This window comes from Azonexus fungiphilus (genome assembly GCF_003634965.1).
GTDB lineage: Bacteria > Pseudomonadota > Gammaproteobacteria > Burkholderiales > Rhodocyclaceae > Azonexus > Azonexus fungiphilus.
The window spans coordinates 1-22126 of record NZ_RBXP01000015.1 but is presented as its reverse complement, the minus strand read 5'-3'; the positions used below and the strand labels follow the sequence as shown (position 1 = coordinate 22126).

General features: G+C 68.5%; 18 protein-coding genes. 5 read left to right on the top strand and 13 right to left on the bottom strand.

Annotated elements, in window-relative coordinates:
• Window positions 1–70: 70 nt before the first annotated feature.
• The 8 genes from DFR40_RS09620 to DFR40_RS09585 form a co-directional block, all read right to left on the bottom strand.
• The gene (locus DFR40_RS09620) at window positions 71–1108 is read right to left on the bottom strand and encodes a hypothetical protein (protein ID WP_147431309.1); all 1038 of its coding nucleotides are present in this window, start codon (window positions 1106–1108) and stop codon (window positions 71–73) included.
• On the bottom strand, window positions 1108–1611 hold the full coding sequence (locus tag DFR40_RS09615) for a hypothetical protein (protein WP_121458280.1): 504 nt from the start codon (window positions 1609–1611) through the stop codon (window positions 1108–1110). Before DFR40_RS09615 ends, DFR40_RS09620 begins: the two co-directional genes overlap by 1 nt.
• A 146-nt stretch (window positions 1612–1757) precedes the next feature.
• Window positions 1758–3023: a mechanosensitive ion channel family protein gene (locus DFR40_RS09610; protein ID WP_121458279.1), complete on the bottom strand. Its 1266-nt coding sequence runs from the start codon at window positions 3021–3023 to the stop codon at window positions 1758–1760.
• Complete coding sequence (locus tag DFR40_RS09605) at window positions 3020–4282, bottom strand: RsmB/NOP family class I SAM-dependent RNA methyltransferase (protein WP_121458278.1); 1263 nt, start codon at window positions 4280–4282, stop codon at window positions 3020–3022. The genes DFR40_RS09610 and DFR40_RS09605 overlap by 4 nt, the downstream gene beginning before the upstream one ends.
• The gene (locus DFR40_RS09600; protein WP_121458277.1) at window positions 4279–5268 is read right to left on the bottom strand and encodes a DUF3108 domain-containing protein; all 990 of its coding nucleotides are present in this window, start codon (window positions 5266–5268) and stop codon (window positions 4279–4281) included. The genes DFR40_RS09605 and DFR40_RS09600 overlap by 4 nt, the downstream gene beginning before the upstream one ends.
• 7 nt (window positions 5269–5275) lie before the next feature.
• Window positions 5276–5923 carry a phosphoribosylglycinamide formyltransferase gene (purN, locus tag DFR40_RS09595; RefSeq protein ID WP_121458276.1) on the bottom strand — a complete coding sequence of 216 codons (648 nt, stop codon included), beginning with the start codon at window positions 5921–5923 and terminating at the stop codon, window positions 5276–5278.
• 2 nt (window positions 5924–5925) lie between these two features.
• A complete protein-coding gene (locus DFR40_RS09590; protein WP_121458275.1) occupies window positions 5926–6627 on the bottom strand; it encodes a hypothetical protein in 702 nt (233 codons plus the stop codon).
• Window positions 6627–7271: a DedA family protein gene (locus DFR40_RS09585; RefSeq protein WP_121458274.1), complete on the bottom strand. Its 645-nt coding sequence runs from the start codon at window positions 7269–7271 to the stop codon at window positions 6627–6629. Before DFR40_RS09585 ends, DFR40_RS09590 begins: the two co-directional genes overlap by 1 nt.
• Before the next feature lie 43 nt (window positions 7272–7314).
• On the opposite strand from DFR40_RS09585, the gene mutL reads away from it, so the two are divergent.
• From mutL to miaA, 3 genes are read left to right on the top strand one after another with little or no spacing between them, the layout of a single operon-like run.
• Entirely contained in the window at window positions 7315–9114 is a 1800-nt protein-coding gene (gene mutL / locus DFR40_RS09580; protein ID WP_121458273.1) for a DNA mismatch repair endonuclease MutL, read from the top strand.
• Between the two features lie 30 nt (window positions 9115–9144).
• Window positions 9145–11850, top strand: coding sequence for a bifunctional diguanylate cyclase/phosphodiesterase (locus DFR40_RS09575; RefSeq protein WP_211329773.1), 2706 nt, complete (start codon window positions 9145–9147; stop codon window positions 11848–11850).
• A 27-nt stretch (window positions 11851–11877) separates the two neighbouring features.
• The gene (gene miaA / locus DFR40_RS09570; protein ID WP_121458272.1) at window positions 11878–12819 is read left to right on the top strand and encodes a tRNA (adenosine(37)-N6)-dimethylallyltransferase MiaA; all 942 of its coding nucleotides are present in this window, start codon (window positions 11878–11880) and stop codon (window positions 12817–12819) included.
• On the opposite strand, the gene DFR40_RS09565 is transcribed toward miaA, so the two are convergent.
• The 5 genes from DFR40_RS09565 to purM are packed head-to-tail and all read right to left on the bottom strand — an operon-like array spanning window position 12809 to window position 19633.
• Window positions 12809–13936: a response regulator gene (locus DFR40_RS09565; protein ID WP_121458271.1), complete on the bottom strand. Its 1128-nt coding sequence runs from the start codon at window positions 13934–13936 to the stop codon at window positions 12809–12811. The genes miaA and DFR40_RS09565 overlap by 11 nt on opposite strands.
• A gap of 1 nt (window position 13937) precedes the next feature.
• Entirely contained in the window at window positions 13938–16976 is a 3039-nt protein-coding gene (locus DFR40_RS09560; RefSeq protein WP_121458270.1) for an efflux RND transporter permease subunit, read from the bottom strand.
• Complete coding sequence (locus DFR40_RS09555; RefSeq protein ID WP_245985656.1) at window positions 16973–18052, bottom strand: efflux RND transporter periplasmic adaptor subunit; 1080 nt, start codon at window positions 18050–18052, stop codon at window positions 16973–16975. The genes DFR40_RS09560 and DFR40_RS09555 overlap by 4 nt, the downstream gene beginning before the upstream one ends.
• On the bottom strand, window positions 18049–18621 hold the full coding sequence (locus DFR40_RS09550; protein ID WP_170160195.1) for a septal ring lytic transglycosylase RlpA family protein: 573 nt from the start codon (window positions 18619–18621) through the stop codon (window positions 18049–18051). The genes DFR40_RS09555 and DFR40_RS09550 overlap by 4 nt, the downstream gene beginning before the upstream one ends.
• On the bottom strand, window positions 18593–19633 hold the full coding sequence (gene purM / locus DFR40_RS09545) for a phosphoribosylformylglycinamidine cyclo-ligase (RefSeq protein WP_121458268.1): 1041 nt from the start codon (window positions 19631–19633) through the stop codon (window positions 18593–18595). The genes DFR40_RS09550 and purM overlap by 29 nt, the downstream gene beginning before the upstream one ends.
• Window positions 19634–19791: 158 nt before the next feature.
• Between purM and creB the strand changes: the two genes are divergently transcribed.
• Both creB and creC read left to right on the top strand, forming a co-directional pair.
• A complete protein-coding gene (gene creB / locus DFR40_RS09540) occupies window positions 19792–20466 on the top strand; it encodes a two-component system response regulator CreB (RefSeq protein WP_121458267.1) in 675 nt (224 codons plus the stop codon).
• Window positions 20467–20469: 3 nt separating this feature from the next.
• Window positions 20470–21897 carry a two-component system sensor histidine kinase CreC gene (gene creC, locus DFR40_RS09535; protein ID WP_121458266.1) on the top strand — a complete coding sequence of 476 codons (1428 nt, stop codon included), beginning with the start codon at window positions 20470–20472 and terminating at the stop codon, window positions 21895–21897.
• The last annotated feature ends 229 nt before the right edge of the window (window positions 21898–22126 follow it).

The following is a 22126-nucleotide window of genomic DNA, read 5'->3' as shown; positions in this document are numbered from 1 at the left end:
TATATGCAGTCGTTTCGAGAATTACAATCGATTCGCATGCAAATCACCGGGCAGCCTCGGCAAATCCGCCTCAGCGGCGCGGACCGGCCTCGCTGCCGGCGGCGTCGCGCCGCCCGGCAAAGACGGCGACCAGGCGGTCCATGAAGGCAAACAGGACTTCGACACTGTAGCCGGCGAGGAAGGCCAGCGCGAACGGCGTCAGCGAGGCCAGCGACCCGGCCGCTTCTCCGCCCAGGCCGAACCAGCCGACGACCAGGCCGGCCAGCCCACCGGTGTAGATGCGCACCTGATAGAGCCGACTGGGCACGTGGGTGCGCCGCTCGATGCCGGCCGACAGCGAGCGCAGCACATGCAGGCAGCTGCCGAGCAGTCCGTAGAGCAGCGGCAGCAGGTAGAGTTCGATGCATTCCTTGGCCAGGCCAGCTTCCAGTCTGGCCTTGCGCAGCGTGGTGAATGGACTGGCCGCGGCAGCGTCATCGTGGTCGCGACGGATGCCGGGAAGCAAGGCCTGCCAGACGTCGTTCCAGCGATCGAGCGCATCGACCCGGATCGCCAGCTCGAGGTCTAGCTGTTCACCGGCCGCCTCGAGCTGGAGGACTTCCGGCGCATCGTCGGCGAGGCGGGCCTTGCGCAGGTTGAGCATCTGCCCCGAAAGCGCCTCGGCCTGGCCGATCAGCTGGCCCGACTGGGCCTCGAGGCGGGCGCCGATGACCCAGTACATCTGCGTCGCCAGCAGGCAGACGAGAACGACAAAGGAGAGCAGCGAAAACCGGTAGATGCTGCGTTCGGCATGGCTGGTGGGCTTGTTGCCGAGCAGGCGATCGAGCAGGCCGGCGGCGAAGCCGCGGCGCTCGTGGCGAGTCATCGTCGCCGCGATGCTGTCGGCCGAAACCGGATGCACGGCCCGGGCGACGGCGGCAAAGGCGAGCCAGAAGCGCGCCTGGGCATCGACATCGTCCGCGCTGGCCGGATCGCCGGACAGTTGGGCGCCGACGATGGTGGCGACCAGCGCGGGATCGAGCGCGATGCCGTTCTCGGCGGCATAGGCCAGGAGCAGGCGGGCTTCGCCGATGGCGCCGGCGAGCACGGGGTCGCGATGGCTCGTCATCATTTCACCGTGATCGCATAACGGCAGGGCTGCGGCGCGCCGTCGCCGCGGCACAGCACCGGCGTGTTGTCGGCATAGACGACGGCGACACTCCAGCGGCCCGGCCCGGGCCTGGCCTTGCCGCTCCAGGTACGCCAGTCGAAACTGCCGCGCGCCTCGGCCTCGCGGCGCAGACGGCCGAGCAGTTCGCGCTTGCCGGCCTCGAGGACGATCGAATCGGTCATTTCGCTGACGCCCTCGGCACTGACGCCAGCGAAGCTCTCGCGGAACCAGCGGTGGCGCAACGGCAGGCGGCCGTCGGCGGCGAGCCTGGCCAGCCCGGCCTCGCCGGCGCGCAGACGCATCCACAGGGTCAGCGGCGTCCGCGCCGGCGCCGTCACCAGCGCCGCCCCCGGCTGCCGGGTCAGCGGATCGACGGCACGCGTCCAGCGCACCTCGGCGATCTCGACCAGTTCATCCTGTGCCGCCGCCGGCCCTGCCAGCCACAGGCACAAGCCCGCCATCCCGACCGCCCTCGCCCGCATCGCCGCCCCCTCGCATCCCGATCAGGCCAAGTTAGGCGCCGGCAACGACAATGTCAACAACATAAACCAATGACATTGCCACCGATAAATGGCCGGCGGGCACGGTCGACCGTCAGATTCCCGATCTACTCGCCGGCGCCCTTGAGGATGCGCACTTCGCGCTGCGGGAAGGGAATGCTGATGCCGTGCTCGCGGAAGGCGCGCCAGATCGCCAGGTTGATCTCGGAGACGACGTTCATGCGGCCATTCTCCGGGTCGTCGACCCAGAAGCCGAGTTCGAGGTTGATGCTGCTGTCGGCAAACTGGGTCAGCACCACCTTCGGTGCCGGATCGGCGAGCACGCGCGCCTGCGCCTGGGCGCAATCGACCATCAGCTGCATCGCCAGTTCGAGATCGCTGTCGTAGGCGACACCGAGCGTCGTCGCCAGGCGCAGGCGGCGGTCCGAGTAGGTCTGGTTCTGCACCGTGCTGCCGATCAGCGTCTCGTTGGGCACGATGAACTCGGTGCCGCCGGGGTGCTTGAGCACCGTGTAGCGCGTCGTGATCTGGGTGACTTCGCCGGCGTCGCTGCCGATCTGGACGATGTTGCCGATGCGGATCGAGCGCTCGAGCAGGATGATGAAGCCGGACACGTAGTTGCTGGCGATCTTCTGCAGGCCGAATCCGAGGCCGACGCCGAGGGCGCCGGTGAATACCGAGAGCGCGGTCATGTCGATGCCGACCAGGGCCAGGCTGGAAATGATCGCGACAACGGTGAGCACCGCCTTGGCAACGCGCACGCCGACGATGCGCAGGTTGGCGTCGAGGCTGCGCATGCCCATCAGGCGGGCCTCGATGACGCCGGCGATCCACAGCGCGAAGACCACGGTGAGGAAGATCGTCACCGCGCCGCTGGCGATCAGCCAGAGGTTGAGGTGCTGCTTGCCGATGCGGAAATCGACCTGCTCCAGCCCCTCGATCACGAACGGCGCCAGGTCGGTGATGTACAGCGCCAGCCAGCCCCAGACCAGCGTCGCGATCAGTTTTTCCCAGGCGGTCAGCCAGCCGGCGCCGGGAAAGGCCTGGCGGAGCACGAAGATGACGCCGCGCACCAGCGCCATCGAGCCGAGCAGCGGCATCGCCAGCTTGAGCAGGGTGACCGCGAAGAAAGGTTTGAGCGCCAGTTGCGCGACGCCGGTCAGCAGCATCCCGGTCAGCGGGAAGGCCAGGCGTGCACCGATCTGGCCGAGACGGCCGCGTTCGCCCTGGGCCGGTCGCGTCTGCCAGTAACGGGCGACCAGCCAGGCGCCGAACAGGCTGGCGAACAGCGCGACCAGCTGCCAGATGAAGGCGGGGTCGCTGAAATCGTCGAGCAGGTTGCTCAGCAGGCGCAGCGCCTGGTGCTCGGTCATGCCCGCTTCTCCAGCACGGCGGCGAAGAAGCCGTCGGTATCGTGGCGATGCGGCAGCAAGCGCAGCATGTCGCCGGGCAGGGCGATGCCCTGGCGTTCGAGCACGGTCGACGCCGGCATCAGCACGAAATCCGGATGCCGGGCGAGGAAGTCGGTGACGACCGCCTCGTTTTCCTCGGCGAGCAGGCTGCAGGTGGCATAGACCAGGCGACCGCCGGGGCGCACCAGGCGCGCTGCCGAATCGAGGATGGCGGTCTGCTTGGCGCCGAGTTCGGCGATTGCCGCCGCGTCCTGGCGCCATTTCAGGTCGGGATTGCGGCGCAGCGTGCCGAGGCCGGAACACGGCGCATCGACCAGCACGCGGTCGGCCTTGCCGGCCAGGCGCTTGATCTTCAGGTCGCGCTCGTGCTCGATGCGCACCGGATGGACGTTCGACAGCCCGGAACGGGCCAGCCGCGGCTTCAGGTTGGCGAGGCGCTTTTCCGAGACGTCGAAGGCGTAGAGGCGGCCGGTGTTGCGCATCTGGGCGCCGAGCAGCAGCGTCTTGCCGCCGGCGCCGGCGCAGAAGTCGACGACCATCTCGCCGCGCCGGGCCTCGACCAGCAGGCCGAGCAGCTGGCTGCCCTCGTCCTGGACCTCGAAGGCACCGCCGAGGAAGAGCGGGTGCTTGGCCAGCGCCGGCTTGTCGGCAAGGCGCACGGCCAGCGACGACCACTGGCCGGCGACGGCCTCGATGCCGGCCGCGGCGAGTTCGCCGAGCAGCTGCTCGCGATTCGTCTTCAAGGTATTGACGCGCAGGTCGAGTGGCGCCGGACGGTTGAGCGCGGCGGCCAGCTGTTCGACCTCGGCTTCCGGATACTGGCCGAGCAGGCGGGCGTGCAGCCAGTCCGGCAGGTCGCAGCGCACCGCCGGCGGCAGCCCGGCCTCGGGCAGCGCCCGGGCGGCTTCGAGCCAGGCCTGCTCGTTGGCGTTGAGCACCGGCGCCAGTTCGCGCAGCCCCCAGCCGCGCGTCAGCGCCAGCGTCACCAGCAGGCGCTGGCGGTCGGACAGGCGGCCGGCGCAGCGCGCCTCGATGCTGCGCCCGCGGCGGAGCACGGCGAACACCGTCTCGGCGACGAAGCCGCGGTCGGCGTGACCGAGCTGACGATGCTCGCGGAAGTAGCGGGAGACGACGGCATCGGCCGGATGCGCGAAGCGCAGCACCTCGCCGAGGACGGCTTCGGCGTGGGCAAAGAGGGCTGGGGTGAAGCGGGCTTTCATGGTTTTCCTAAGTCTTGCGGCGGCGCCGGTTCGGCGCCGTCGAGTTCGGTGACGAGCTGCGTGTAGCTGTCGCCCTTGCGATCGGTAAAGCGGATTTTAACCGGCAAGCGGTAGTGGTCGAGCGCAATCCAGATTTCGCTCAGGGTTTCGCCGGCGGCGCGCAGGTGCAGCGTCCGGAAACGCCCGGCCGGCGTCTCGATCTCTTCCTCGCCGAAGGAATCGAGGGCGTAGCGCTCGTACTTGCGGCCGGTGACGACGCCGATCGTGGCGCCGTTCTCGGGCGCCTTCAGGTAGGCCAGCTGGTAGTTCAGCGAGAGCAGGTCCTGCGTCCCCGGGGCGACGCGATGGACGCTGCCGTCGCGTTCGAGGCGGACTTCCGCGGTCGACCAGTCGAAATCGGCATTTTCGCCGCGCGGCCGGCCGTTGCGGAAGACCCGGAACTGTTCCGGCTGCAGGCCGTAGGGGCCGAGCCGGCCGCGGCTTTCGTGCTCCTGGCGCAGCGGCTTGATCAGCGCCGCCAGGCCGCTGGTCTCGATCATCGCGTGCAGGCGGTAGCTGCCGTCGGCGGCGAATTCCCAGCGATGGACGGCGCGGCCGATCTGCATGCCGAGCGATTCCTTGACCACGACGAAGGCCAGCCGGCCGCCGCCAGCGAGCGCCGCGGCCATCGGTTCAGGCGCCGGCGGCGGTACGGCGGCGCTTTCGCTGTCGACGGGCTCGGGCGGCGCCACGGCGTCCACGGTCGACGGTCGGTTTTCGGCAATTTCCGGCGCCGCGGCCGGCGGCTCGGCGCGCGCCGCTTCGACCACCGGCGCTGGCAGCGGGGCCGGCACGGCTGGCGCTGGCGGCGGCAGCGGGCGCAGTTCGGCCTGCAGCGGCGGCAGCTCGGGCTCGCTTTCGCCGAACATCCCGAAATCGATGCCGAACAGCGCCCAGGCGTGCACCAGCAAGGAGACGACGAGGGCGGCGATCAGCAGGCGCCGCATCGCACCTTCAACGCAAACCCGGGGCGACCAGCGCGGTCGCCGCGGCAGCCTCGCCGGCGACGCGGACGCGTCCGTCGGCGAGGCTCAGCCGGCCTTCGGCGAACCAGCGCACGGCCTGCGGGTAGACCTGGTGTTCCTGGCCCAGCACGCGCGCCGCCAGGCTCGCCTCGTCGTCGCCGTCGAGCACCGGCACCGCGGCCTGGATGACGACCGGGCCGTGGTCGAGTTCGGCGGTGACGAAATGCACGGTGCAGCCGTGGATGCGCACGCCCTCGTCGAGCGCGCGCTGGTGCGTGTGCAGGCCGGGAAAGGACGGCAGCAGCGAGGGATGGATGTTGAGCAGGCGGCCCTCGTAATGGCGCACGAAGTCCGGCGTCAGGATGCGCATGAAGCCGGCGAGGACGACCAGGTCGGGGGCGAATTCGTCGATGCAGGCGGCCAGCGCGGCGTCGAACGCGTCGCGCCCGGCGTAGGCCTTGTGATCGAGACAGCGGGTGGCAATGCCCGCGGCGGCGGCGATTTCCAGCCCCTTGGCGTCGGGCCGGTTGCTGATCACGGCGGCGATGTTGACCGGGAGATCGCCGCGGTCGCGGGCGCCGATCAGCGCCTCCATGTTGCTGCCGCGACCGGAAATCAGGATGACGATGTTTTTCATGTTCAGAAACCTACGGGAAGGAAGATGGCCGTCGCCACCGATTGCGTGACCCGCGACAGCGTGCGTCCGTTGCGGTCGGCGACGACCTGCGCCATCAGGTCGAGCAGGCCGATGACGCGGCCGAACTCGCGCTCGAAGGACAGGTTGCGGTTGGCCGGATCGAGTTCGTTCGAGAGCAGGAAGAGCTCGCCGCCGGTGCGCCGGTCGTGGCCGAGCTTCCAGATGGCGATCTCCATGTTGCGCGCGGCGTTGTAGAGCTTGATCTCGTTCAGGCTGTCGAGGACGTAGAAATCGTCCTTGTGCTCGAAGGCGGCGTCGACCATCGTCAGCAGCCCGAAGATCAGCGCCGCGACGCGGTCGCCGGCGTAAGTCTCGGTGAACGCCTGCTGGGCGGCCAGCCGCTCGCGCTGGCCGCCCAGCTCGGGCCAGTCGTGGCGGACACGCTGGCGCAGGCGGTCGACGGCAGCCTCGCGGCTGGCCAGGCCGGCGCGCTTCCACTCGCGCGGATTGCGCTTGTACAGCTTGTCGGCGATCAGCAGCAGGCCGTCGCCGATCTCGCGGCGTGTGGTGTCGGCGATGCGGTCGACCTCGGTTTTCAGCAGGTAACGGGCGTTGACCGTGGTATCGCTGCGCCCGTCGCGGCCGAGCCGGGTCGAGCAGCCGACCAGGGCGACGGCGAGGCAGGCGAGCAGCAGCCAGCGCATCAGGCGGTCCGCCGGTGCTGCAGGTAGCCGATCGCCGCCGGCACCAGCGAGACGGCAATGATGGCGACGATCAGCAGCGACAGGTTCTGCTTGACCCAGGGCAGGTTGCCCAGCCAGTAGCCGGCCAGGCACAGCGAAAGCACCCAGGCGGCGGCGCCGACCAGGTTGTAGAAGGTGAATCTGGCCCAGGACATCGCGCCGATGCCGGCGACGAACGGCGCAAAGGTGCGGAACAGCGGCAGGAAGCGCGAGATGATCAGGGTCTTGCCGCCGTGCAGCTCGTAGAAGGCGTGCGTCTTCTGCAGCGCCGCCTTGTTGAAGATGCGCGAGTTCTCCCAGTGGAAGACCTTCGGCCCGAGGAAGCGGCCGATCTGGTAATTGACCGTGTTGCCGAGCACGGCAGCGACGAGGAGGACGGCGCACAGCGTGGTGATGTCCATGCCGCCCTGGCCGAGCGCGGCCAGCGCGCCGGCGACGAAGAGCAGCGAATCGCCGGGCAGGAAGGGGAAGATGACGAATCCGGTCTCGGCGAAGACGATGAAGAAGAGGATGGCGTAGATCCACAACCCGTAGTCCTGGACGAGGACGGCGAGGTACTGGTCGAGGTGGAGGATGATGTCGATGAATTGGGTGAGCAGTTCCATGCGCAGGACCGGGCTTTGATCGAGGCCGCATTATAATCCGGGCATGCCGACCATCGCCCGCCTCCCCGACCTCCTGATCAGCCAGATTGCCGCCGGCGAGGTCGTCGAAAGACCCGCCTCCGTGTTGAAGGAGCTTCTCGAAAACAGCCTCGACGCCGGCAGCACGGCGATCCAGGTGCATCTCGAGGAAGGCGGCGTCAAGCTGATCCGCATCACCGACGACGGCTGCGGCATCGCCCGCGACGAACTGGCGCTGGCGCTGACCCGGCACGCCACCTCGAAGATCGCCAGCCTCGACGACCTCGAACGCGTCGCCAGCTTCGGCTTTCGCGGCGAAGCGCTGGCCTCGGTCGCCGCCGTCGCCCGGCTCGCCATCACCAGCCGCGAACGCGGCGCCGCGCATGCCTGGAAGCTGCGCGGCGAAAATGGTGCCGCACCCGAACCGGCGGCGCTGATGGCCGGCACCGTGGTCGAGATGCGCGACCTCTATTACAACACCCCGGCGCGGCGCAAGTTCCTCAAGTCGGAGAGCACCGAGTTCGCCCACTGCGCCGACGCCGTCCGCCGCCTGGCGCTGACCCGGCCGGACGTCGCCATCAGCCTGACGCACAACGGGCGCAGCCTGTTCCAGCTGGCCCCGGCCGACCGCGCCCGGCGCATCGGCGAGGTGGTCGGTGACGACTTCGTCGCCGCATCGCGCACGGTCGACGCCGCCGCCGGGCCGATTTCGCTGCACGGCTTCGCCATCGATCCGACCCGCGCCGGCGAGGCCAAGGACGGCCAGAACGTCTTCGTCAATGGCCGCTTCGTGCGCGACAAGATCATCGGCCACGCGCTGCGCGAGGCCTACCGCGACGTCCTCCACGGCGCCCGCCAGCCGGCCGTCTGCCTGTTCCTCGAGATCGACCCCGGGCTGGTCGACGTCAACGTCCATCCGGCCAAGACCGAAGTCCGCTTCCGCGATTCGCGCGCCGTACACCAGTTTGTTTACCACGCCATCCAGCGCACGCTGGCGACGCCGATCCAGGCCCCGGCCCCGGAAAAAATGCCGGATCTGACGGTCGACCGTCAGATTGCGCCAATTTCCAGCCCGCCGCCGCGCCCGCCCGCCGCCGCCTTCTCCGCAGCGCCGCGCCAGGCCAGCCTCGGCGTCGAGGAGCCGGCAGTCGCCAGCTACCTGGCCTTCGCCCGGGCCGCCCACGCCGGCAGCGCCGCCGAAGCGCCGCAATTCCGCCCGGAAATCGCCGTCGACCGTGACGGTCCGCCGCTCGGCTACGCGCTGGCGCAACTGCACGGCATCTACATCCTGGCGCAGAACGCACGCGGCCTGATCGTCGTCGACATGCACGCGGCGCACGAGCGCATCCTCTACGAAAAGCTGAAGAACGCCTTCGACAGCCGCCAGGTGGCGACCCAGAACCTGCTCATCCCGGCCGTCTTCTCGGCCGATCCGCTCGACGTCGCGGCGGTCGAGGAACACGCGGAAGCGCTCGCCGAACTCGGCTTCCAGATCGCCCCGCTCGGCCCCGGGCAACTCGGCGTACGCGCCGTGCCGGCGCTGCTCCAGTCGGGCGACCCGGTGGCGCTGGCGCGCTCGCTGATCGCCGACCTGCGCGAACACGGCATCAGCCAGCTGGCCACCGCGCGGCGCAACGAACTGCTGGCGACCATGGCCTGCCACGGCGCGGTGCGCGCCCGCCGGCAACTGGCGCTGCCCGAGATGAACGCGCTGCTGCGCCAGATGGAAGAGACCGAGCGCGCCGGCCAGTGCAACCACGGACGGCCGACCTGGAGCGAACTGTCGCTCAACGAACTCGACAAACTGTTTCTGCGCGGACAATAATCGGGTATTACCAAGGCCATAGCCCATGCAATGACTTTTTTCACCGCCCGGTCGTCGACGCTGCCCCGTTCAAGCCACGACCCCTGGCGGCGAAAGATCCTGCTGGCGCTCGGCCTGGTGGCGTTGCTCAGCTACACGGCGCTGGTCGGCGGCGGTCTCTACCTGGCGCACGGCAGCCAAACCGGCTTTGCCCGCCAGGCGCTGGAAAACCTCGGCCGGGTCCTCGAAGGCCACGCCCGCAGCACGGTCGAGAAGGTCGACACCATCCTGCTCGCCACCCAGCTGCAGCTCAACGCCGACATCGCCGGCCGCGCCCCCGACCGGCGCGCGATCAACCCGACGCTGGCCCGCTACCTGTCGCTGATCGCCGCCGAATCGCAAAGCCTGCGCGTCGCCGACGCCAGCGGCCGTTTCATCCACGACGCCAGCGGCAAGCTGTTCTCCGCACGCATCGACGACCGCGACTACTTTCACCAGAACCGCGACGAACCGGGTGGCAGCCTGGTCATCTCCGAACCGCTGTTCGCGCGCATCACCCACAACTGGGTGATCACCCTCAGCCGCCGCCTGGAAACCCCGGCCGGCGAGTTCTCCGGCCTGGTCCAGGCGGCCGTGCGCGCCGACTACTTCCAGGCCTTCTTCGCCAGCCTGCGCCTCGGCGCCGGCCAGAGCGTCACGCTGATCGACAGCGAGCGCCGGCTGATCGCCCGCTACCCGGCGGCGCCCCAGATGCTCGGCCAGCCGCTGGCCAGCGAGCGGCTCAGCGCGATGATCGCCAGCGGCGAACAGCAGACCAGCTACACCACGCGCTCGGCGGTCGACGGCGTCGAACGCCTCTACGTCGTCCGCCGCGTCGCCGACTACCCGCTCTACGTGCTGGTCGGCCACGCCGAAGCGGACTACCTCGCCAACTGGCACCGCCAGCTGTTCTGGGGCCTGCTCAGCATTGCCGTGCTCGGCGCCGTGCTCAGCGGCTGGATCATCGTCTGGCTGCGCACCTACGACCGCGCCCGCGAAATCGCCCAGGGCATGACCCGGGCTTACGAAACCACCTTCCGGCGCAGCCGCGCGCTGCTCGACAGCCTGCCCGACCCGGCCTGGCTGAGCGACCGCCGGCACCGCCTGATCGCGGTCAACGACGCCTTCGCCGGGCTCGCCGGCAAGCCGGCGGAAAGCCTGCTCGGCCACACCATCGACCAGGTCTGGCCAGCCGAGGCAGCACAACCGCTGGCCGAACTCGATGCCGCGGTGCTGGCGCAACAGTGTCAACAAAAATGTGTCGACAGCCAGGCCTTCATCGGCGGCAAGCTGCGCCATTTCGAATACATCGCCACCCCGGTCTTCGACGATGCCGGCGAGCTGGCCGGCATTGCCGGCGTCGCCCGCGACATCACCCAGCTGCACGCCGACCAGGAGCGCATCCGCCACCTCGCCGAGCACGACCTGCTCACCGACCTGCCCAACCGCGTCCTTCTCGCCGACCACATGGCCAGCGCGCTGGCCGAGACGCTCGGCGCCCAGGCGCAGATCGCGCTGCTGTTCATCGACCTCGACCACTTCAAGAACGTCAATGACACGCTCGGCCACGAGGTTGGCGACCAGTTGCTGCTGCAGGCGGCACGCCGCCTCGCCGAGAACCTCGACGAACGCGACACGATCAGCCGCCAGGGCGGCGACGAATTCGCCATCCTGATCCGCGGTTACGGCTCGCCGGCGCGCCTGGCGGTGATCGCCCAGCGCCTCAACGACGCCCTCGCCCAACCCTTCGTCGTCGCCGGCCACGAACTGCGCGTCGGCGCCAGCATCGGCATCAGCAGCTACCCGCAGGACGGCCAGGACATCGGCGCCCTGCTCAAGAACGCCGATACCGCCATGTACCAGGCCAAGGCGGCCGGCGGCGGCACTTACCGCTTCTTCACGCCGGACATGAACGCCCGCATCTCCGAACGGGTGACGCTCGAGAACAGCCTGCGCCAGGCCTTGCACGACAACCAGATTCACGTGCACTACCAGCCCCAGGTCGACATGGCCGAAGGTCGCCTGATCGGCTTCGAGGCGCTGGTCCGCTGGCATCACCCGGTACAGGGCGAAATACCGCCGACCCGCTTCATTCCGATCGCCGAGGAAAGCAACCTGATCAACCAGATCGGCAGTCGCGTGCTGCACGAGGCCTGCCGCCAGAACCGCGCCTGGCAGGACATGGGCCTGCCGCCGGTGGTGATCGCGGTCAACCTGTCGGCGGTCCAGTTGCGTCAGCCCGAACTGGCCGGCCACATCGCCGCCGTTCTCGCCGACACCGGTCTCGACGCGCGCTGGCTCGAACTCGAAATCACCGAAAGCGCCTTCGTCCGCGATACCGAGCGCATCGTCGAGGTGCTGCAGGAACTGCGCGGGCTGGGCATCAAGTTATCGGTCGACGACTTCGGCACCGGTTATTCCAGCCTCGGCTACCTGAAACGGCTGCCTTTCGACCGGATCAAGATCGACCAGTCCTTCGTCCGCGACCTGCCGGACAACGGCGACGACATCGCCATCGTCCGCGCCATCATCGGCATCGCCGGCAGCCTGCAGAAGGAAGTCATCGCCGAAGGCGTCGAGCAGCCGCAGCAGATCGACTTCCTGCTGGCGCAGGGCTGCCGGCTGATGCAGGGCTACCATTTCGGGCGCCCGGCTGACGGCGTCCAGGCCGAGGTGCTGCTGCGCCGTCTCGGCGACGGGGGCCGCATCCCGGACTGACGGCGGCTCGTGCTAGCATTCGCCGCCATGACGTCCCGCCTTCCCCCCGCCATCCTCCTGATGGGCCCGACCGCATCGGGCAAGACTGCCGCCGCGATGGCGCTTTGTGACCGCCTGCCGGTCGAACTGATCAGCGTCGACTCGGCCCAGGTGTTCATCGACATGGACATCGGCACGGCCAAGCCGGACGCGGCGACGCTGGCGCGCTACCCGCATCGCCTGATCGACCTGATCACGCCCGAGGAGCGTTATTCGGCTGCCCGCTTCCGCACCGACGCCCTCGCCGCGATGGCCGAGATCACCGCTGCCGGCCGCGTGCCGGTGCTGGTCGGCGGCACCATGCTCTACTTTCGCGCCCTGCTCGACGGCCTCGCCGAACTGCCGCAAGCCGACGCCGAACTGCGCGCCAGCCTCGACGCCGAGGCCGCCCGCGACGGCTGGCCGGCGATGCACGCCCGCCTTGCCCGACTCGACCCGGCGACCGCCGCCCGCCTGCCGCCCAACGACAGCCAGCGCATCCAGCGCGCGCTTGAGGTCTGCCTGAGCAGCGGCCGGCCGATGTCGGAACTGCTGGCCACCGGCGAACGCCAGACGGCACCTTACGATTTCCTGCAGATCGCGCTCCTGCCGAGCCAGCGCAGCGCGCTGCACGAGCGCATCGGGCAGCGTTTCGACGCCATGCTGGCGGCCGGACTGGAAGACGAAGTCGCCCGGCTGCGGCAAAAATACCGGCTCGACCTCGGCCTGCCGTCGATGCGCTGCGTCGGCTACCGCCAGGTCTGGGAAGCCCAGGACGGCCTGATGCCGCGCCACGAGATGCGCGACCGCGGCGTCTTCGCCACCCGGCAACTGGCCAAGCGCCAGATCACCTGGCTCGGCAACTCCTTCGCTGCCGAGCATTTCGACTGCCTCGACAGCGCGCTGGTCGACCGGGTCGCCGCCCGCGTCGCCGGCTTCCTCAGCGCCTGAGCACCTGCTCCAGGCTGAAGGCCAGTTCCTGGAGCTGGCCGATGGTCTGCAGGCTGGCGTCCTGGCTGGCCACCATCCGCTGCATGTAGGTGCTGGCCAGCGCCGTCATCGATTCTTCCTGCGACTCGGTCAGGCCGAGCGTGAAGAAGGACTTCGACAGCGCCTCCTGGAACTCGATCATCACCTGCGTCAGTTCCAGCGAGTTGCGCCGGTAATTCGCCTGCACCGCCTCCAGCGTCGTCTGCACGCGTGGCAGCGCGGCCTCGATGCTGGCCCGGCGATGGCGCGCCAGCTCGGCCGCCTCGATCGCCCGCATGCGGGCGTCGGCGCCCTCGGCGAGCAGCGCGACGTTGTCGCGGATGCGGCCGCAGCGGTCGGGATCGTCGAGCGGCATGTTATTGACCAGCAGCGTCACGTGCCCGTAGTTGAACACGCAGCGCGTCTTGAACTGGAAGATCCGCCCGGAATGGCGAACGTGGTTGAGCACCGAGACCTCGAGCGGCAGGTCGATGCCGTTCTCGCTCATCGACAGCGCCTGGTCGTCCATGCGCAACTGCACCGCCGAATTCAGCTCGTACTGGCGCACCGCCTCGAGCAGCGCGGCGCCGAGTTCCTCGCGCGTGCCGCAGGCGAAGGACTTGCTCAGGAACTGGAGGACGACGCCGAGCTCGCCCATGCTGACCATTGCCGACATCGCCGTGCGCTGGGCGTAGCCGGCCTGCTCGTGCAGCGCGTGCTTCTGCCCGAGGATGCGGGCGGCAACCTTGACCTTGCGCAGCAGTTCGGCCGGGTCGAAGGGCTTGGTGATGAAGTCCTCGCCGCCGGCCTCGTAGCAGAGCAGGCGGGTGTCGATGTCGTCGCTGGCGGAGACGAACAGGATCGGGATGTCCTGCGTCTCCCAGTCGTCCTTGAGCCGCTGGCAGATTTCGAAGCCGCTGATCCCGGGCAGCGTCAGGTCGAGGATGATGATGTCCGGTCGGCACTCGGCGATGCGCGCCAGGCAGGCCTCGCCCGAGGTAAAGAATTCGCGCTCGAAATCGTCCTCGAGCGCGGCGCCAAGGACGTCAAGCAGGATCGGATCGTCGTCGACGACAAAGACTCGTAGTAGTTTCTCCATATCAGTTTTCTCCGCTGCTCTTTTTTGCCGCCAGCAAGGTGTAGACCGCCGGCACCACGAACAGCGTCAGCACCGTGCCGAGCAGCAGGCCGCCGACGATCACCCAGCCGATCTGCTGCCGCGATTCGGCGCCGGCACCGCTGGCCAGGGCCAGCGGCACGGCGCCGAGGACCATCGCGCCGGTGGTCATCAGGATCGGCCGCAGGCGCAGCTCGGCGGCCTCGATCACGGCGTCGCGCAGGGCCATGCCCTTTTCCTGCAACTGGTTGGCGAACTCGACGATGAGGATGCCGTGCTTGGTGATCAGGCCGACCAGCGTGACCAGGCCGATCTGGCTATAGACGTTGAGCGTGCCGTCGGTCGCCCACAGCGCGAACAGCGCACCGGCCATCGACAGCGGCACGGTGAGCATGATGATCAGGGGATCGCGGAAGCTCTCGAACTGCGCCGCCAGGACCAGGTAGATGAAGGCCAGGGCGAGGCCGAAGGTCAGCGCCAGCGACGACGACGATTGCCGGAACTCGCGCGACTGGCCATTGTAATCGACCGCGTAGCCGGGTTTCAGCGTCGCCGCGGCAATCGCGTCCATGGCCGCCAGGGCTTCGCCCATGGTGTAGCCGGGGGCCAGGTTGGCGGTGATCGTCACCGCCCGGCGCTGGCCGAAGTGATTGAGCTCGCGCGGTGCCACCGTTTCGCCGATGTCGAGCAGGTTGTCGAGCGAGACCATGCTGCCGTCGGCGCCGCGCACGTAGATGTCGCGGATGTCCTCGGGGTTGCGGCGATCGGCATTGGCGACCTGGATGATCACGTCGTACTGCTCGCCGTCGCGCTTGAAGCGGGTCACCTGGCGGCCGCCGAGGAAGGTCTCCAGCGTCCGCCCGACGGTCTCGACCGGGACGCCGATGTCGGCCGCCTTGTCGCGGCGGACGACGACCGACAGCTCGGGCTTGTTCAGCTTGAGATCGGTATCGACGTTGGTCAGCCCGGGGTTCTTGGCCAGCTCGGCGATGAAGACCTGGGTCACCTCGAGCAGTTCGGCGTAGGGCGCCGAAGTGGCGATGACGAAGTTGATCGGGCGGTCGCGCGGACTCTGGCCGAGCGACGGCGGCGTCACCGGGTAGGCGCGGACGCCGGGGATGGCGGCGAACTGCGGCTGCAGCTCGCGGGCGATTTCCTTGGAGTGGCGGGTGCGCTCGCTCCAGTCGGTGAGGCCGACGAAGGAAATGCCATCATTGACCGTCGGGCTGCCGGCGACGACGAAATAGCGGTCGATGTCGGCGGTCCTGTCGTAGATGCCTTCAAGCTGACGGGCGTATTTCTCGGTGTAGTCGAGGGTGGCGCCATCCGGCCCGTTGATCACGCCGACGATGATGCCGCGATCCTCGATCGGCGCCAGTTCCGACTTCAGCGCCTTGAGCAGCACGGCACAGGCGGCAGCGACGACGACGAAGCCGACGAGGACGATCCAGCGTCGCTGCAAGGCGACGGTCAACAGCCTGCGATAGCCGGAATTCAAGGCGTTGAGGAAGTTTTCGACGAGGATGAAGCCGCGCGAATGCTTCTCTTCATGGCGCAGCAGCACCGAGCACATCATCGGCGACAGCGTCAGCGCGACGAAGCCGGAGACCAGCACGGCGCCGGCCAGGGTCAGCGCGAACTCGATGAACAGCTTGCCGGTGCGCCCGGTCATGAAAGCCACCGGGGCATAGACGGCGGCCAAGGTCAGCGTCATCGCGACGACGGCGAAGCCGATTTCCTTCGCCCCCTTGAACGCCGCCTCGCGCCGCGGCATGCCTTCCTCAATGTGGCGGAAGATGTTCTCGAGGACGACGATCGCGTCGTCGACCACGAGGCCGATCGCCAGCACCAGCGCCAGCAGGGTCAGCGTGTTGATCGAGAAGCCGAGCACGAACATGATCGCGAAGGCGCCGACCAGCGAGACCGGGATCGTCACCAGCGGGATCAGCGTCGCGCGCAGGTTGCGCAGGAAGAAGAAAATGATCGCCAGGACCAGCACGATGGCCTCGGCGATGGTCGAGAACACCGACTTGATCGAGCGGTCGATGAAGATCGAGGTGTCGTTGGAGATGTCCACGGTCATCCCCGCCGGCAGTTCGGCGGCAATCCGCGGCAACTCGGCGCGCAGCGCGTGCGACAGTTCGAGCGGGTTGGCGGTGGCCTGCTTGATCAGCCCCAGCGACACCGCCGAACGGCCGCGGAAGCGCACCGAACTGCGTTCGGCGGCGGCCCCGATCTCGACCCGGGCGACATCGCCGATGCGTACCGGATAGCCATCGACGCTGCGGACGACGACGGCGGCGAATTCCTCGGGCGTGCGCAGGTCGGTCGTCGCCACCACCGAGAACTCGCGCTCGCGGCTCTCGATGCGCCCGGCCGGCACCTCGACGTTCTGCCGGCGCAACGCCTCCTCGATGTCGGCCGGGGTCAGCTGGTAGGCGGCCAGGCGCTGCTTGTCGAGCCAGATCCGCATCGAGAACTTGCGCTCGCCGAAGATGCGCACGTCGGCGGCACCTGGCAGCGTCTGCAGGCGCGGCTTGACGATGCGGTTGGCGACGTCGGTGACTTCGAGCGGCGTATGCACGTCGGACGAGAAGGCCAGCCAGATGATCGGATTGGCGTCGGCCTCGACCTTGGCGATGACCGGTTCGTCGACCTCGTCGGGCAGGCGGCTGCGCACCCGTGAGACGCGGTCGCGCACGTCGGCGGCGGCCGAATCCGGCGCCCGCTCGAGCTTGAAGCGGACCGAGATCTGGCTGCGCTCGGCGCGCGAGATCGAGGTGATCACCTCGACCCCTTCGATCCCGGCAAGCGAGTCCTCGAGCGGCTTGGTCACCTGCGACTCGATGATGTCGGCGGAAGCACCGCGGTAATCGGTCGATACCGTGACCACCGGCTCGTCGATCTTCGGATACTCGCGCACCGACAGGCGGTCGTAGGAGACGATGCCGATCAGCATGACGACCAGCGAGAGCACGGTCGCGAAGACCGGGCGCTCGATGCAGATCTCGGAAATCTTCATGGCTTGGCCTGCGTCGCCTGCTGCACCCGCACCGGCGCACCCGGCTTGAGCTTGAGCTGGCCGGCGCTGACCACGACGTCGCCGAGCTTGAGCCCCTCGGTGATCTCGACGCGGGCGTCGCGGCGCATGCCCAGGCGCACCGGCGTGCGTACCGCCTTGCCGTCGACGACCTGGAAGACGGCCGGCTGGCCGCCCGGAATGACCGCTTCCTCGGGCACCATCAGGACCCCCTTGCGCTCGCCGAAAGCCAGGCGGACGCGCACGAACATGCCCGGCCGCAACTCGCCGGCGGCGTTGTCGAAACGGGCGCGGACGGCAATCGAGCGGCCGTTCGGGTCGATCTGCGGGTCGATCGCCTCGACGATGGCGGCGAAGCGCTTGCCCGGCTGCGCATCGCTGGTCATTTCCAGCGCCTGGCCCTTCTGCAGGCGGCCGAAATAGATTTCGGCGAGGCGGAAATCGACGCGCAGGCTGCCGATTTCCTCAAGGTTGATCAGTTCCTCGCCTTCCTTGACGTAGCTGCCGACGCTCACCGAGCGCAGGCCGACGACGCCGCGGAACGGCGCCCGGATGCGCATCTTCTCGGCCTTGGCCACGGCCAGCTGGAGCGCCGCTTCCTGAACCTTCAAGGTGGCGCCGGAGGCGTCGAGCGCCTGCGGGCTGATGAATTTCTTCTCGAGCAGTTCCTGGTTGCGCCGGTAGGTCGACCGTGCCAGTTCGACGTTGGCCCGCGCCTGCGCCACCTCGGCATCCTGGATCGTCGCGTCGAAGGCGACCAGCAGGTCGCCCTTGCCGACGACGGCGCCATCCTTGAAGCCGATGCCGACGACGCGGCCGCTGACCTCGGGGCGCAGCACCACCGATTCGCCCGCCTTGAGCGTGCCGACGGCGCTGGTCTCGTCGGCGAAATCGAAGGCGGCGACGCTGGCTGCCTCGACCACCACCGGCCCCGGTGCAGCGGCCACCTGGGCGGCGGCCGGCGCCGCGCCGCGGTTGGCCGACCAGGCAAGATAGGCCAGCCCGCAGAGGCCGACAAGCGAAAGCGCGACGACGCCGCGACGAGTCATCTGGTTCATTGGTGGGAAAGGCCGGTGTCCGGCTTGAGAATGGTTATAGTCTCGGGATTGTACCCAAGATTCCCCGCCTCGCCCGCCGCTGCGGCGCTTTCGGCCACTGCCGCACATCCCGGGCAAGGTGCGAAGGCATCGCCGCAGGCGGCGACGCCGCGCTGGCGCCAGTCGTCGCGCAACGGCGCGACGCGGACGCGGACAACGCCGGCCTTGAGCATTTCGAGGTAATCGGCGGCGCCACGCGAGATGTCGACGATGCGCGCGCGCTGCCGGCGATGCATCCGGTCATTGACCCGGACGATGACGCACAGGCCGTTGGCCGGGCGCATCACGGCAAGCATGCTGCCGAGTGGAAAATGGTTGCTGGCGGCGGTGAATACGGCCTTGTCGTGCTTTTCGCCGCTGGCCGTCGGTCGACCGTGAAACTTGCCGCCGTAGAAGCTGGCCAGGCCGTCTACGACAGTCGCCGGCGCCGACAGCTCGCTGGCCGCCACGGCGCCGGCCAGGCCGAGGCCGCAGCAGAGCGCCGCGACCCGCCTGACGAGATCAGATAACGACGGTCTGCGCCTCGTCACCCTGCCGCGCCCGGATCTTGCCGATGCGGTAAACCGCTTCACCCTGCGCCTTCAGCTCGGCCATCGCCGCATCGGCGTCGGCCGCAGCGACGACGACAACCAGGCCGATGCCGCAGTTGAAGGTGCGGTGCATTTCGCTCTCGGCGACATTGCCTTCGGCCTGCATCCAGTCGAACAGCTTGGGCCGCGGCCAGGCGGCCTTTTCCAGCTCGGCGACGGTGTTTTCCGGGAGCACGCGCGGCACGTTCTCGAGCAGGCCGCCACCGGTGATGTGGGCCATGCCCTTGATTGCGACCTTTTCCATGGTCGCCAGCACCTGCTTGACGTAGATGCGGGTCGGCGCCATGACCACGTCGGCCAGCGAACGGTCGCCGTCGAACGGCGCGTTCATGTCCGGCTTGGAGCGGTCGATGATCTTGCGCACCAGCGAGTAGCCGTTGGAGTGGGCGCCGGAAGAGGCCAAGCCGAGCACCACGTCGCCCGGGGCGATCGACTTGCCGTCGATGGCCTTGGATTTCTCGACGACGCCGACCGCGAAACCGGCCAGGTCGTATTCGCCGGCCGGATACATGCCCGGCATTTCGGCGGTTTCGCCGCCGATCAGCGCGCAGCCGGCCAGTTCGCAACCCTTGGCGATGCCGCCGACAACCGCCGCGGCGGTATCGACATCGAGCTTGCCGCAGGCAAAGTAATCGAGGAAGAACAGCGATTCGGCGCCGAGCACCAGGATGTCATTGACGCTCATCGCGACCAGATCCTGGCCGACGGTGTCATGACGATTCAGGTCGAACGCCAGCTTGAGCTTGGTGCCGACGCCGTCGGTCCCGGACACCAGCACCGGCTCCTTGTACCGCTTGGGCACCTCGAACAGGGCGCCGAAGCCGCCGATGCCGCCGAGCACGCCGTCGCGCAGCGTCTTCTTGGCCAGGGGCTTGATGCGCTCGACGAGGGCATCGCCGGCATCGATGTCGACACCGGCATCACGGTAGGAGAGGGAGGTATTCTGGGTCATGATGGACAAGGCCAAGCTGCTGAAAAACGCGGATTTTACCCGAAACCCGTCGCCATCCTAAGGGTTTGCTGCGGGTTTGCCGCCGGCCGGCGGATTGTCACGGTCAACCGGCCGCCGCGGCCGATTTTCGCCGGCCTTGCCTTATCATTGCCGCCATCATGAAGATCCTGATCGTCGACGACGAACCGGCCATCGCCGATACGCTGAGCTACGCGCTGCGCGCCGAGGGCTTCGCCACCGAGTGCTGCACGCTGGGCGGCGAGGCGCTGGCGCGGCTGCAACGAGGCGGCATCGATTTCGTCGTGCTCGACGTCGGCCTGCCCGACATCACCGGCTTCGACGTCTGTCGGGCGCTGCGCCGCGACTCCGACCTGCCGGTGCTGTTCCTGACCGCCCGTTCCGACGAGGTCGACCGCATCGTCGGCCTCGAACTGGGCGGCGACGACTACGTCACCAAGCCGTTCAGCCCGCGCGAGGTCGCCTCGCGGGTGCGCGCCATCCTGCGCCGCCTGCACGCCAACGGCGAATCTCGCGGTCAACCTGAAAAACCGGCGAAATTCGCCGTCGACCGTGACGGCCTGCGCATCGCCTACCACGGCCACTGGCTGGCGCTGACCCGCTACGAATACCTGCTGCTGGCACTGCTGCTCGAACGCCCGGGACGCATCCTGAGCCGCCCGCAGATCATGGCGGCGGTCTGGCAGGACGACGGCGAAAGCCTGGAGCGCACCGTCGACACCCACATCAAGACGCTGCGCGGCAAGCTGCGCGCGGTGCGCGACGACGAGGTCATCCTCACCCATCGCGGCCTCGGCTACAGCCTGGCGACCTGAACCGTGAACATCTCGGTCCGCCTGTTTTTCGGCTATTTCCTGGTGGTCGGCCTGGCCGCCTGGTTCGTGCTCTACACCTTCGTCAAGGAGAGCGAGCCGAGCATCCGCCAGGCCACCGAGGAAAGCCTGGTCGACAGCGCCAACCTGCTCGCCGAACTGGCCGCCGGCGAACTCGCCGCCGGGCGCATCGAGGACGGCGCCTTCGCCAAAGCCGTCGCCGCCGCACTGCAGCGCCATCCGAATGCCGAGATCTACGGCATCAGGAAAGACAGCGTCGACCTGCGCATCTACCTCACCGACGCGCGCGGCGTCGTCGTCTACGACTCGGCCGGGCAAGCCAGGGGCGAGGATTTTTCCCAATGGAACGACGTCGCCCGCGTCCTGCGCGGCGAATACGGCGCCCGCCAGAGCCGCTACGACGCCAACGACCCGAGCACCTCGGTCATGCACGTCGCCGCGCCGGTGCGCCGCGACGGCCAGTTGATCGGCGTCGTCTCGCTGGCCAAGCCGATGACCTCGATCGCCCCCTTCGTCGAGCGCGCCACCGACCGCGTGCGCGCTTCCGGCCTGACGCTGCTGCTGGCGACGGCGCTGATCGGCCTGGTGTTCACCGCCTGGCTCAGCTGGTCGATCCACCGCCTGCGCGACTACGCCCGCGCCGTCAGCGAAGGGCGGAAGGCCGAACCGCCGAGCGGCGGCGGCCGCCAACTCTCCGAACTGGCGCAGGCGCTGGCGACGATGCGCGAAAAGCTCGAAGGCAAGCAGTACGTCGAACGCTACGTGCAGAACCTGGCGCACGAGATGAAAAGCCCGCTGACCGCCGTGATCGGCGCCGCCGAAATCCTCGAAGACGAACTCCCGGCCGAAGACCGCCGCCGCTTCGCCGCCAGCATCGGCGAACAGGCCGGCCGGCTGAGCGACATCATCGAACGCATGCTGCAACTCGCCCGCGTCGAACAACTGCAGGCGCCCGGCGCCAATCTGACGGTCGACCTCGCCGAACTGCTGAAAACCGCCGTCGCCGACCGCCAGCTGGCGCTCGCCGCCCGCAACCTGCATTGCGTCATCGACGCCGAACCGGGTATCACCCTCAACGGCGACGCCTTCCTGCTGCGCCAGGCCGTCCTCAACCTGCTCGACAACGCCATCGAGTTCTCGCCCGACGGCGGCGAAATCTCGCTAATTCTGCGGTCGACCGTCGAAACCGCCGAAATCCGCATCCGCGACCACGGCGCCGGCGCCCCGGACTACGCGCTGGCGCAGCTTTTCAACCGCTTCTATTCCCTGCCCCGGCCGGCGACGGGGAAGAAGAGCACGGGGTTGGGGTTGGCGTTGGTGCGGGAGGTGGCGCGACTGCACGGTGGCGAGGCGGGGTTTGCGAATCATCCGGAGGGTGGCGGGGAAGCGCGGTTGACGCTGCGGCGTACCTAGGACTCCGGTTGTAATTCGGTCAAAGGGGCGTTTCAGCCGCTGATTTCTAGACAACAGCTATCGACCCGAAGCGGAAGCTGGTTGTTTGTGAAAGCGGAAGTTCAACGTTGAAAATCACCGGACGAAGGCAAGCGCAGCTTGCCGAAGGTCCGGTGGATTGTAGTGTTGGGCGAGGAAGTCATGTAACTCGGGCTATTCATTACTAATGGAGATGCTGCTGGTGAATTGT